Consider the following 12,096-nt stretch of genomic DNA (forward strand, 5'->3'; position numbering starts at 1 on the left):
GCGCCAAGGGGATCAGTTCATGGACACGCCGACCTCCGACAAGGACAGTCAGGCCAAGGACATTCTAGCCAAGCCTGACGCACCAGGCGACGATCACAAGCCGGGCCCGCGCAGCGCGACGCGCACGCCTGCCATCATCGTCGCCATCGTGGCAGCCGTCGTCGCCGGGCTGTCGATCTTCTATCTGCTGCGGCCGGAGCCGCTGCTGGTCCAGGGCGAGGTCGATGCGACGCGGCTGGACATCGCGGCGCGCGTTGACGGCCGGGTCAAGGAAATCCCCGTCCAGCGCGGCCAGAACGTTGCTGCGCAGGCGGTGCTGGTGCGGATCGACAATCCGGAGACGATCGCGAAGCACGACCAGATGAAGGCGGCCAAGGCCGTCGCCGACGCCCAGCTCGCCAACATCATGGTCGGAACGCGCGTCGAAACCATCACCGCGCGCAAGGCCGAGATGGAGCGCGCGCAAGCGGCCGTGGTGCTGGCGCAGAAGACATTCGACCGCACGCGGACCCTGACCGAGCAGGGCAACGCGCCGCAGGCCCGCCTCGACCAGGTCACCGACGCCCTGCACGAAAGCGAGCGCGCGGTCGATCAGGCCAAATCGGCCTATGAGCAGGCCGTCAACGGCTACACCAAGGAAGAACGGGCGATCGCGAAGGCCAATGTCGAGAAGGCCGATGCCGACATCCAGAGCGTCCAGTCCATCATCGACCAGCTCGTGGTCTACGCGCCGGTCGCCTCCCAGATCTACCAGCGCAATGTCGAGCCGGGCGAATACGTGTCGCCGGGCGTGCCGCTGGTCACGCTGATCGACCTCGGCGATGTCTGGGTTCACTTCGACCTGCGCGAGGATCTGGTCAAGAGCCTCAAGGTCGGCGATCGTTTCGACGTCCGCATTCCCGCGCTCGACGACCGCAGCGTCACCGTCGAGGTCAAGCTGATCGCGACCAAGGGCGAATATGCCAGCTGGCGCGCCACGCGCGCCTCGGGCGATTTCGACCTGCGCACGTTCTCGATCCGCGCCTATCCCGTGAAGCCGGTGCCTGAGCTGCGGCCCGGGATGAGCGCCTATCTCGACTGGCGGTCGCGGCAATGACGTTTGCCACAAAGCCCGGGTTCTGGCTGGTCGCGCGGCGCGAATGCCGCTGGCTGTTTCATGACCGGGTTGCGCTGCTGCTGATCTTCGGCGTGCCGCTGTTCGCATTCGTGGTGCTGACCACCGTCTTCAGCCATCCGGTCATTCGCGGCCTCGGGGTCACGGTCGTCGACGAGGACAAGTCGGATGCTTCGCGCGCCCTCGTGGAGTATGTCGCGGCGTCGCCGAGCCTGAGGATCGTAGACCGATCCGGCACGCTGTCCACGGCCGTCGAGGACATCCGCTCGGGCAAGTCGATCTCGGCGGTCTTTATCCCGCCGGATTTCGAGCGCGACCTGAAGGCGGCGTGCCGCCCGCAGGTCGTCGGATTCTACAACCAGCAGTTCTTGACGCCTTCCGGCATCGCCTCCTCGGGACTCAGCGACTCGCTCTCCGCCGCGGCGGCCGTGGCCGCGCCAGCCAGCCGCGCGGCGCCCGCGCCATCGTCTTTGGGAACGCTCAAGGCGGAGACCATGGCGCTGGTCAATCCGCAGAAGAACTATGCGCAGTTTCTACTGCGCGCGCTGCTGCCGACCATCATCCATGTGGTGATCACGCTGGCCGCCGGCTATTCCGTCGGCTCCGAGTTCCGCCGCAGGGACGCGCGAACCTGGCTCGCAAGCGCCGGCGGCGATCCGCTCGTCGCGCTGGCCGGCAAGCTCGCGCCGCTGTTCTGCATCTTCTTCCTGGTCATGCTGGCCGAGCCGCTGTTCCTGGAGGGCGTGCTGGATATTCCGTTCAGGGGCGACCTGCCGTTGATGATCGCGGCGGCCTCGCTGCTGATCATCGCCTATCTGTCAATCGGCGCCCTGCTCCAGCTTCTGGTCGGCGATCTCGCCACCGGGCTCGGGCTTGCGGGTCTCATCGCCTCCCCCGCATTCGGCTATGCCGGCGTCGGCTTTCCTACCATCGCCATGAATAGCTTTGCGCAAGTCTGGAGCGCGATCCTGCCGCTGCGCTGGTACATGGCCGTTCTGCTCGGGCAAGCGGCGCGCGGATTGCCCGTCGCCGATTCCGCCATTCCCTTCGCGGCGCTGGCGGGCCTGGCGCTGCTCTTTGCCGGCCTTGCGCTGCTGCGCATGGCGAGCCTCACGCGCCGAGGCTGGTTTGCAGCCGCGCGACCGGCCGAGCCTGCCGAGGCCAGCGAGGCGCCGCGCGGCGTCGGCGGCGCCTTCATCGCGGAGTGGCGGCGGGTACTGGGCACGCGGAGCGCCTTCAGCCTTTTGTTTCTCGCGCCCCTCGTCTACGGCATTTATTATCCGCAGCCCTATCTGAACCAGATCCTTCGCAAGCTTCCGATCGCCGTCGTCGACAATGATCTCAGCGATCTCAGCCGCCGGATCGTCGAGACGCTGGATGCGAGCGGCGCATTGAGCGTCACGGTTCGCGCCCGGACGCTTGCCGAAGCGCGCAGCGCGATCGATCGCGGACGGGCCTTCGCCGCCGTCGAGATTCCGCCCAACACCGAGCGCGACGTGCTCAAGGGCATCACCGCGCACATCCCGGTCTACGCCGATGCGACCTATCTGTTCATCTTCCGAACGAGCGCGAGCGGGATCGCCACCGCCGTCGGCGCGCTGACGTCCGAGCTCGTCTCGCGCGGCGCGCGCGCCGATGGCAGCCTCGTCAAGGCGAAGCTTGCGAGTTCGAGCCCGGCCGACGTCCTGCTGCAGCCGATCTTCAACCCGGTGGGCGGCTATGCGAGCTACATTGTTCCGGCAGCGTTCATCCTGATTCTGCAGCAGACCCTCTTGATCGGCGCGGCGATGCTGACCGGCACGGCGCTCGCGGCCGGAGGCGGAGCCTTTGCCGGCGTGCTCGGTCGCGGCATCGCCCATCTGACCGTCTATCTTCCCGCGCTCGCGCTCTATGTCGTCGTGCTGCCGCGCATCTACGGTTTTTCGACGCTCGGCCATCTCCCGCAGATCCTCGCGCTCGGAACCGTCTTCCTGCTGGCGACGAGCTTCATGGGACAGGCGGTCGGCGCCTGGTTCACGCGGCCGGAGAATCCGACGATCCTGCTGCTGGCGACCAGCCTGCCGCAGTTCTTCATGGCCGGCTTTGCCTGGCCGCGCGAAGCGATTCCGGACGTGGCGCTCGCGTTCGGACGGATTTTCCCGGCGGACTCGGCGATCGACGGCCTCGTGCGCATCAATCAGATGGGCGCCAGCATCTGGGAGGTCGCGCATGACTGGCGCGTGCTGTGGGGCCTGGCGCTCGGCTATTTCTTGCTTGCGGTGATCTCGGCATTTGCCTTCAGGAGAGGACAGCGACATGCGCAACCTTAGAGCTGCCGCCTTCCTCGCAATTCCGCTCGCCCTCGTCGCGGCCGCACTGATCTATGCCACGCGTCACTCCGAACTTCCCGCGGCCATCGTCGGCATCGTACGCGCGACCGAGGTCAGGGTGGAGCCGGAGGTGAGCGGTCAGCTCGCCGCGATCGCGGTCGAGAAAGGCGCCCACGTGAAGGAAGGCGACGTGGTGGCGCGGCTGTCGGCGGTGGAGCTGACGGCGCAGGCGGACCAGGCGCGTGCCGCGCTCGCCTCCGCCGTCGCCAACCGCAACAACGTCTATGCCGGCGTCCGCCGCGAACAGGTCGAATCCCTGAAGGCCGCCATCGCCAAGGCGCGCGCCCGCCTCGACTATGTGGAGGCACAGCTCACCCGCACCAGCACGCTCGCGCGGCAGAGCTTCGAAACGCAGCAGGCGCTCGACCAGGCCCAGAACGACGTCGCGGCCGCGCGCGCCGACGTCGCGGAGGCCCAGGCCAATTACGATGCGGCGGTGGCGGGTCCGACACGCGAGGAGCGCGCCATTGCCGATACGCAGGTGCAGGCCGCCGCCGCGGCCGTCACCGTGCTCGAACGCCGTCTCGACAAGATGGTGCTGCGCGCTCCCGCCGACGGCACGGTCAGCGTCATCGCCGCGGAGGTCGGCGAGAACGTCCGCGCCGGCCAGCCGATCCTGATGGTCGCGGCCGCGGGCCGGCAATGGCTCTCATTCAACGTGCGCGAAGATCATCTCGGCCGGGTCGCAATGGGGAGCACGGTGAAGGTGGCGCGGACCGGGAGCAACGCCGCGACGACGGCGGTCGTGACCGAGCTGCGGCCGCTGGGCGTGTTCGCCACCTGGCAGGCCGAACGGGTCATCGGCGATCACGACCGCAACACGCTGCGCCTCCGCCTCGATCCCGCGCGCGAGACGGCGGACCTCGAACCAGGCATGACGGTCTGGATCGCGCGTTGACGGCACGCGCTTGCGTCCCCTGCCAGAGCCTCATGATGCGAGACCCGCGCGATAGGCGTCGCTCTGCAGCGCCTCCTCGCTCCGTCTCTGCAATACTTTCCTTGGCCTGACGGCCTATTTCTCCGGCGCGGTACTGTCCGCTCAGCGGGACAACATGCGCGCCATGACGCGATCTCGATAATACATCAGATGAACAAGGGCGGCGGCTACGTGTGCACCGACCAAAATCAAAAGAAACCATTCAGTAGCCTGGTGCAGACCATCGATCGCTTTGCCTGCTGCCGGATTGTTGGAGAAGAGCATCGGAAACGGAAACAAGTAGAAGAAGGAGATCGACCAGCCACGGAATGAAGCGAACAGCCAACCGGTGACAGTCGTCAGCAGCACCATCAAGTACAGCATCCAGTGCAGGACCTCGGAAGTCACCTTCTGCCACCCTGGCAACGAGCTCTCGGGCGCGACTGGATGAGTGAGGCGCCACGCCAAACGCAGCACGATAAGGATCAGCAAGACCAATCCGATCGAAACGTGCAGGGTCATACCCACGCCGGGCTGCATGCCACGATGGATATCCGGCATCAGCCAACCGACGGGATATTGGATGAGCAGAAGGGCGACGATGGTCCAATGAAGGACCTTCGCGGTGGTCCCATAGTTCAGTTGAGGCAGCATCGATTCTTTTCTCGGTTCAAGATTGAACGGTGCGGCCGACGCGTTGGCCACGGGCCTGATGAACCCTTCGCAATGGCCGGTTCCGAGCAGCAGATAGACCAACCCGGAATGCGCGTTGAGCGTTTCGCAAACCACCCGCACTTCCCGCGGAACCGCAATATATCATCTGTCTCGCGCCTGGCCTTGATCAGGCTCAATGCATGCTTTCGCGCCGAGGTGCAAAATAGGGCCGGTCCCGCGATGTCGGCTACGACCAACCTTTCGCGATCCAGTACGTTGCAGATGCGCAGAGGGCAAGCCATGGACAAAAACTATCCGGACATCACCCGGCAAATCTCCGCAAACCTGCGCAAGCTGTGCAACGACATCCCCGATACGATGAAAGGATTTGCCGTGCTCGCGCAGGCTGCCACGCGGAACGGCGCGCTCGACAAAAAGACCAAGGAACTGATTGCGCTCGCGCTCGGCGTCGCTGCGCATTGCGACGGCTGCATTGGCTTCCACATCGAAGCGCTCGTCAAGCTCGGGGCGACGCGCCAGGAGATCGAAGAGGCGCTCGGCATGGCCGTCTACATGGGCGGCGGGCCATCCCTGATGTACGCTGCCGATGCAATCGCCGCTTACGAACAATTCGCGGCGCAGCCCGCATCATGACTTTGTATTTGCGGCTCCCTCCTGGCCGAACAGCCTGGCGGAGCCGGTGCGGCTTGCGATGCGCGCGGGCCGGCTCAACGATTGAGCCACGTCAAGGCCCTTCTCACACCCTGCGGGAAGTCGCATGTTGCGCCCGCGTAGCGAACGGCGCACACTGACTTCAGCTCCGGCGAGACAAGACCGGACAACGCATTACGAGCCGTACCATGTACGCGATGGTGCTTTCCGCGCGCGGCGCGCCGTTGACATTCCAGCAACGACCCGACCCGGTCCCCGGCCCCGGCGAGGTTCGCGTCAAGGTCAGCGCGTGCGGCGTGTGCCGGACTGACCTGCACGTGGTGGATGGCGAGCTGCCCGATATCTCCTATCCAATCATCCCGGGGCATGAAGTCGTGGGCCGCATCGATGCACTCGGCGCAGGCGTCGATGAGTTGGAGTTGGGCATTCGCGTAGGTGTTCCATGGCTCGGCTTCACGTGTGGCGAGTGCTCTTATTGCCGCACCGACAAGGAAAATCTCTGCGATCGTCCCGAATTCACCGGCTACACGCGCGACGGCGGCTTTGCCAGCCACCTTATCGCCAATGTCCGATATTGCTTTCCGCTCGGCGAGCACGGCGAGGACGCAGCTCTTGCACCGCTGCTTTGCGCCGGCCTGATCGGCTGGCGATCCCTGGTGATGGCCGGCGACGGCAAGACGCTTGGCATTTTTGGCTTTGGCGCGGCGGGCCATATCGTCGCGCAGGTGGCCCACTCACAGGGGCGGAAAGTCTACGCCTTCACCCGTGACGGCGACAAGGAAGCACAGCAACTTGCGCTTGCGCTCGGCGCTGACTGGGCCGGCGCTTCAGGGGACATTCCGCCGACCGAACTCGATGCCGCCATCATATACGCGCCGGTCGGAGCATTGGTGCCGCTTGCCCTGCGCTCGGTGCGCAAGGGCGGACGCGTTGTGTGCGCCGGCATTCACATGTCCGACATCCCATCGTTCCCCTATCGTATTCTTTGGGGCGAGCGGCAGATCGTATCGGTTGCGAACCTCACGCGAAAGGACGGCATCGATTTTCTCGCCGCCGCCGCAAAGGCCAATATCCAGACACACACGACGGTATTTCCGCTCGTCGAGGCCAATGAAGCGCTCTCCCGTCTGAGGGACGGCAAGCTCATTGGCGCAGCCGTGTTGCGTCCCTGACCGCAGCGTCTGGAGGCGACATGGTGAACTCCTTTGGCCCGTGCAACCAAACCATCTTGTCCGAGGCCGAATTGAGCTGCATCAACCCGAAGATCGAGCTGGCTCTTACGTTGCTGGTCAAGAGACCAACAGGCCGGCGAGCCCTTCGATGATCGAGCAGCCTAGCGCGGCCAAGGCATGGGCCGCTGCCGACTTCTGGCGAACACCAAAAGACGCCCTCTACCGCGCGCTCGGCTCCGGCCCCAACGGCCTATCACAGGTCGAAGCGGACCGGCGCCTCGTGATCTTCGGAGCAAACCACGCTGACGCCTCTCAAAGCCGATCGGTCTTGCGCAAGCTCGGGCAACGCGTTTGGAACCCCTTGATTGCGATGCTCCTGGTGGCCGCCCTCCTATCCGGATTAAGCGGCGACGTTGGCAGTTTCGTGATTATCGCGGCCGTGCTGTCTCTGTCCATCACGCTGGACATCGTTCAGGAACATCGCGCCGAGGCGCTGCGCGAATCGGTGGCCATTCGGGCTGACGCCGTCCGCGATGGCAAGGACGTTACGGTACCGGTGACGGAGCTCGTCCCCGGAGACATCGTGAAGCTCCGTGTCGGCGACCTCATACCTGCCGATGGCATCGTTCTTGATGCCCAGGAATTGCAGGTCAATGAGGCCTTGATGACGGGTGAGCCGTTTCCGGCTTTCAAGACGGACGCTCCCTGCTCCGCGGCATCGCCGGCGGAGGCGACGAATGCCCTGTTCGCCGGAACCAGTACCGTCGGCGGAAGCGGCAGGATGTTGGTGGTGAAAACCGGAGGTCAGACCCGGTTTGGCGCGATCGCTGCGGCACTCGCGGCCAATGCTCCGCCAACGGCTCTCGAACAGGGTGTGCACAAGCTTGGGCTCCTGATCCTTCGGCTTACGCTCTTTCTGACCCTCTTCGTGTTGTTGGCTCATCTCGTCGCGCAACGCGCCGCACTGGAGTCCTTCCTGTTCGCGGTCGCACTCGCCGTCGGCCTGACGCCTGAGCTGCTGCCCATGGTGATGACGGTGACGCTCGCCCGCGGCGCGCTGCGCATGGCGGACCGAAAGGTCATCGTCAAGCGACTGTCCGCAATCCATGATCTGGGTGCCATGGACACGCTTTGCGTGGACAAGACCGGCACGCTGACGGAAGCCAAAATCACGCTCGAAGCGCATGTCGATCCGAAGGGGCGACCCAGCGATCGCGTTCTGAGCCTCGCGTACCTCAACAGCATCTTCCAGGCCGGCGTCAGAAGTCCCCTCGACGATGCGATACTCTCCGCGCGGAACGGCGCCACAGATGGCTGGGTTCGGGTCTCGGAAGTGCCGTTCGACTTCGAGCGAAGGTGCCTGTCGGTGCTGGTGGCACGGAACGACGAACGCATCTTGATCGCAAAAGGCGCTCCGGAATCCATCCTGGCCCGCTGCGTCGCCGTGGACATCGATGGTCTGGCCCATCCGCTCGACGCCGCCTGGCAGCAAAAAATGAGGGACATCCAGGATCAATTTGCCCGCGACGGTCTTCGGCTTCTTGCCGTCGCCGTCAGGTCTGTTCCGCCTGAGCAGCAGACGATTGCGGTCGGCGACGAGGCGGGTCTGACCATGATTGGGTACTGTGTCTTCGCTGATCCTCCGAAGCAGGATGCAGCCTCGGCCATTGAAGCCCTTACCTCGCTCGGCATAACGGTAAAGATTCTCTCGGGTGACCACGGCGCAGTGGTCTCGCATGTCGCGCGATCGGTCGGTCTTCAGTCGGATCGTATCATGACCGGTGCCGAGATCTCGGAGCTCAGCGACGCCGCGCTCACGGCCCGTGTCGATAACATCGATCTGTTTGCCCGCATCGATCCTGATCAGAAACGACGGATCATTGCTGCACTCCGGCATCGCAACCACGTGGTCGGCTTCATGGGGGACGGCGTCAACGATGCCCCGGCCATCCATGCAGCCCATGTCGGCATATCCGTCACGGGTGCAACCGAAGTCGCCCGCGCGGCCGCCGACATGATCCTGCTGGCTCCCGATCTTTCAGTCCTTGCGGCCGGCGTGCGCGAAGGCCGCAGAACTTTTGCCAACATCCTGAAGTATGTCCGAATGGGAACGAGCTCGAACTTCGGCAACATGCTCTCGATGGCCCTGGCCTCGATCGTTCTTCCGTTCCTGCCGTTGCTCCCGCTGCAGATCCTGCTGAACAACCTGATCTACGACCTCTCCGAAATCGGCATCCCTTTCGATGAAGTCGACCGCGAAGACCTTGCGCAACCGGAAGCCTGGAACATGGCAAGCATCCTTCGTTTCACGATCATCATGGGAATTGTTTCTTCCGTGTTTGACGTGATTACCTTCGCCGTCCTTCTGAAGCTATTTGAAGCGAATGCGGCGCAGTTCCAGACCGGGTGGTTCGTGGAATCAATATCGACGCAGATCCTGGTGATTTTCGTAATCAGATCTCGCCGGATGCCCTGGCGCGCAAACCACCCCCATATTGTCCTGATCGCAAAGTCTCTGGGCGCTCTCGCTGCCGGCGTGGCGCTTGCGCTCGGGCCATGGGGAGGACTGTTCGGCTTTACCCCACCTTCCGCGGCACTGCTGGCGACGATCATCGCTATCGCGGCTGCTTATCTCTTCTCTGCGGAGATTGCCAAGCGCCTAGCGGTTTCGGGTCCGTAACCCCCGGGTGTCTGCCGCTTTGACGTGCGTCAAATCTCTCGATGACGACATGTGCTGTTCTGAAGCTCAGATCGGAGCGGGAGGTACGCATGTTCAGAGACCTGCTGGTGCACATTCCAACGGAGCGGTCACCGCGACCCGCCATCGATGCGTCCGTTTCCATGGCGATCAAGACCGGCGCGCACTTGGATGCTATTGCCACGGGATATGCGTCGACGAATCTGCCCTTTGTTGCGGAAGGCGGCGCAGCCATCGCATCATCGCTGCAATTCGAGTATGAACGTGCGCTGGAACGTGCCGATGCAGCACTTCGCATTTTTGAAGTCGAGGCGAAGAACGCTCGAATCAACTACGGAAAATGCGCACTGAGCGGGGCTATCGCCGAGACCGTTTCAAAAGTCGGGGCGACGGCGCGCCTTTATGATCTCACGATCGTGTCACAAGGCGACCCGGATATCGAGACGTTCGACAACCGGCTTCCACAGGAACTCCTCTTGCAGGCGGGCGGGCCGGTGCTATTCATCCCCTATACTTTCCGCGGCGACTTCAAGGCGGCGCGCGTCGGCATCTGCTGGGACGGCAGCCGCCTTGCCGCCCGCGCCTTGCGGGATGCAATGCCTTTCATCACCAACGCAGACGCCCTAACAACCATAACCCTCAATGCATCCGAGGTACCGCCCGACGCATCGCCCGACCGCCTCCTGACACACCTCGCGCGGAAGGGCTTGCCGGCGAAGACCGTTTCGCTTCAGTCCGACCGTGGCAATCTGCAGGCGAGCATCCTGTCGATTGCCGCGGATGAAAGCCTCGACCTACTGGTCATGGGCGGTTACGGCCATTCTCGACTTCAGGAAACGGTGTTCGGCGGCGTCACGCGAGAGATGTTCCGCAGCATGACGGTTCCCGTCCTGATGTCGCACTGATGGAGCGCGACGTGATGGTGCTTTTCCGAGCTGAGCAAGCTATCGCAGGCGGCATCGTCGCTGCAGCTTTGCTTCTCTTCTCAAACCCAACTGCGGCTTCAAGCGTCGAACAAGGCCGACGTCTTGCGCTGCAGTATTGTGCAAAGTGCCACTCGACGGACAAGGTCAGCCCCAGCCCGCTCAAGATCGCTCCCCCGTTCAGGACGTTACACGAACGATACCCAATCGAGATGCTGCAAGAGGCCCTGGCCGAAGGCATCGTCACCGGACATCCCACGATGCCGGAATTTCGTTTCGATTCCGACCAGGTCGGCGACTTCATTGCGTTCCTGAAGACGTTAGAGCAATGAGGGCTCGTGGCGCTGCCTCCACAAGGCTCTGATTGACCTAGAAAGTTGAGTCGCTCCGTCCTAGCCTTCAGATGCATCCCTTTCGACTACTAGAACAATCAACTCGCGCGGTCTTTGGATTTTTCGGCGTGCTTCCCGGCCTTCGGATTGCGGCCATCGCGGTTCATCGAAAGTCGACCCGCAGAGCGCCGATCGCAAAGCCCGCCGCTGTTATTGCGCGGAGCTGACTGTCTGCGAGGCATGAATGTATCGTCGATCCCTGCGAGCTCGTACGCGCAGCGACGCTGGCCGCGAACAGCCACAACACGCAGCCGTGGCGGTTCATCCTTTCCGACAACGTAATCACCATCCGTCCGGATCTCGTACGTCGTTGCCCCGTGGTCGATCCCGACGATCATCACCTCTTTGCTTCACTTGGCTGCGCGGCTGAGAACATCGTGCAGGCTGCCCCCATGCTCGGCTTGAATGCCAATGTTGCGGTCGACACCGCCGATCCGGGTTCGGTTTCCATCGCTCTCGACCGCACTGCGCCGTCGCACCACGCGCTCGCAGATGCGATCACGCAGCGGCAATGCACGCGCGCAAAGTATGATGGCCGTGCCGTCAGCTCAGAGGACCTGCGCACGGTCGAGACCGCCGGCGCGCTATGTGGCGTCGAGTGTTTCATTGTGACCGAGCGATCGCGCATGGAGGCAATTCTCGACTACATCATTCAGGGTAACACGATGCAGATGCGCGATCCCGCGTTCATGGCAGAGCTCATTTCCTGGATCCGCTTCAACGATTCCATGGCGATCGAGCGGTTGGACGGGCTCGCCGCGCGGAGCTCCGGCAATCCGGCACTGCCGGCTTGGCTTGCGCGTCGCCTCCTGCAGTTCGTGCTCACCGAGAAGGGAGAGAACGACAAGTATGCCGAGCATGTCCGCTCGTCCGCGGGCATTGCCGTCTTCATCAGTCCGCGTAGCGACAAGGCAGGCTGGGTTGCTGCCGGACGCGCCTACCAGCGTTTCGCGCTGCAAGCGACGATGCTCGGAATTCGGAATGCTCTTCTCAATCAGCCGGTCGAGGTCTCTTCCCTGCGTCCGCAGATTGCAGACTATCTGGGGCTTGGCGTCCGGCGCCCGGATCTGATCGTGCGATTTGGCCGCGGCGCATCACTGCCACCCTCGCTGCGTCGGCCGGTGACCGCTGTGATCGATGCCTCCTGAAGCCCGAGCGAAACTTTCACTTGGGTTCATACTGGCTG

The 12,096-nt window shown here is 63.7% G+C and carries 10 protein-coding genes; 9 read left to right on the plus strand and 1 reads right to left on the minus strand.

Features of this window, described 5'->3' with window-relative positions:
• Positions 1–19: 19 nt before the first annotated feature.
• Genes AAFG16_RS35490 through AAFG16_RS35500 form a run of 3 tightly spaced genes read left to right on the plus strand, consistent with a single transcriptional unit; the run spans position 20 to position 4,381 of the window.
• Positions 20–1,096: an efflux RND transporter periplasmic adaptor subunit gene (locus AAFG16_RS35490; protein WP_342732815.1), complete on the plus strand. Its 1,077-nt coding sequence runs from the start codon at positions 20–22 to the stop codon at positions 1,094–1,096.
• A complete protein-coding gene (locus tag AAFG16_RS35495) occupies positions 1,093–3,423 on the plus strand; it encodes an ABC transporter permease (protein ID WP_342732817.1) in 2,331 nt (776 codons plus the stop codon). The genes AAFG16_RS35490 and AAFG16_RS35495 overlap by 4 nt, the downstream gene beginning before the upstream one ends.
• On the plus strand, positions 3,410–4,381 hold the full coding sequence (locus tag AAFG16_RS35500) for an HlyD family efflux transporter periplasmic adaptor subunit (protein ID WP_342732819.1): 972 nt from the start codon (positions 3,410–3,412) through the stop codon (positions 4,379–4,381). Before AAFG16_RS35495 ends, AAFG16_RS35500 begins: the two co-directional genes overlap by 14 nt.
• Positions 4,382–4,522: 141 nt before the next feature.
• Here AAFG16_RS35500 and AAFG16_RS35505 read toward each other — a convergent pair whose 3' ends face one another.
• Positions 4,523–5,053 (minus strand): cytochrome b/b6 domain-containing protein, encoded by a 531-nt coding sequence (locus AAFG16_RS35505; protein ID WP_283087045.1) that lies wholly within the window; start codon positions 5,051–5,053, stop codon positions 4,523–4,525.
• Between the two features lie 300 nt (positions 5,054–5,353).
• Between AAFG16_RS35505 and AAFG16_RS35510 the strand changes: the two genes are divergently transcribed.
• The 6 genes from AAFG16_RS35510 to AAFG16_RS35535 all read left to right on the plus strand — a co-directional run bounded on the left by AAFG16_RS35510 (position 5,354) and on the right by AAFG16_RS35535 (position 12,058).
• A complete protein-coding gene (locus AAFG16_RS35510; protein WP_342741020.1) occupies positions 5,354–5,707 on the plus strand; it encodes a carboxymuconolactone decarboxylase family protein in 354 nt (117 codons plus the stop codon).
• Between the two features lie 206 nt (positions 5,708–5,913).
• A complete protein-coding gene (locus AAFG16_RS35515) occupies positions 5,914–6,897 on the plus strand; it encodes a zinc-dependent alcohol dehydrogenase family protein (RefSeq protein WP_283081084.1) in 984 nt (327 codons plus the stop codon).
• Positions 6,898–7,045: 148 nt separating this feature from the next.
• Positions 7,046–9,577: a magnesium-translocating P-type ATPase gene (mgtA, locus tag AAFG16_RS35520; RefSeq protein ID WP_342732821.1), complete on the plus strand. Its 2,532-nt coding sequence runs from the start codon at positions 7,046–7,048 to the stop codon at positions 9,575–9,577.
• A gap of 89 nt (positions 9,578–9,666) precedes the next feature.
• Positions 9,667–10,500 carry a universal stress protein gene (locus AAFG16_RS35525; RefSeq protein ID WP_342732823.1) on the plus strand — a complete coding sequence of 278 codons (834 nt, stop codon included), beginning with the start codon at positions 9,667–9,669 and terminating at the stop codon, positions 10,498–10,500.
• On the plus strand, positions 10,500–10,850 hold the full coding sequence (locus AAFG16_RS35530) for a c-type cytochrome (RefSeq protein WP_342732825.1): 351 nt from the start codon (positions 10,500–10,502) through the stop codon (positions 10,848–10,850). Before AAFG16_RS35525 ends, AAFG16_RS35530 begins: the two co-directional genes overlap by 1 nt.
• A 377-nt stretch (positions 10,851–11,227) precedes the next feature.
• Positions 11,228–12,058 (plus strand): Tat pathway signal protein, encoded by an 831-nt coding sequence (locus AAFG16_RS35535; RefSeq protein WP_342732827.1) that lies wholly within the window; start codon positions 11,228–11,230, stop codon positions 12,056–12,058.
• The last annotated feature ends 38 nt before the right edge of the window (positions 12,059–12,096 follow it).

This window comes from Bradyrhizobium sp. B117, assembly GCF_038969555.1.
GTDB lineage: Bacteria > Pseudomonadota > Alphaproteobacteria > Rhizobiales > Xanthobacteraceae > Bradyrhizobium.

Bases quoted from the DNA above. Each gene is read 5' to 3' on its own strand.
- AAFG16_RS35500 (WP_342732819.1), top strand. From the start codon at position 3,410: ATGCGCAACCTTAGAGCTGCCGCCTTCCTCGCAATTCCGCTCGCCCTC.
- AAFG16_RS35525 (WP_342732823.1), top strand. From the start codon at position 9,667: ATGTTCAGAGACCTGCTGGTGCACATTCCAACGGAGCGGTCACCGCGA.
- AAFG16_RS35505 (WP_283087045.1), bottom strand. From the start codon at position 5,053: ATGCTGCCTCAACTGAACTATGGGACCACCGCGAAGGTCCTTCATTGG.
- AAFG16_RS35530 (WP_342732825.1), top strand. From the start codon at position 10,500: ATGGAGCGCGACGTGATGGTGCTTTTCCGAGCTGAGCAAGCTATCGCA.
- AAFG16_RS35490 (WP_342732815.1), top strand. From the start codon at position 20: ATGGACACGCCGACCTCCGACAAGGACAGTCAGGCCAAGGACATTCTA.
- mgtA (WP_342732821.1), top strand. From the start codon at position 7,046: ATGATCGAGCAGCCTAGCGCGGCCAAGGCATGGGCCGCTGCCGACTTC.
- AAFG16_RS35515 (WP_283081084.1), top strand. From the start codon at position 5,914: ATGTACGCGATGGTGCTTTCCGCGCGCGGCGCGCCGTTGACATTCCAG.
- AAFG16_RS35510 (WP_342741020.1), top strand. From the start codon at position 5,354: ATGGACAAAAACTATCCGGACATCACCCGGCAAATCTCCGCAAACCTG.
- AAFG16_RS35495 (WP_342732817.1), top strand. From the start codon at position 1,093: ATGACGTTTGCCACAAAGCCCGGGTTCTGGCTGGTCGCGCGGCGCGAA.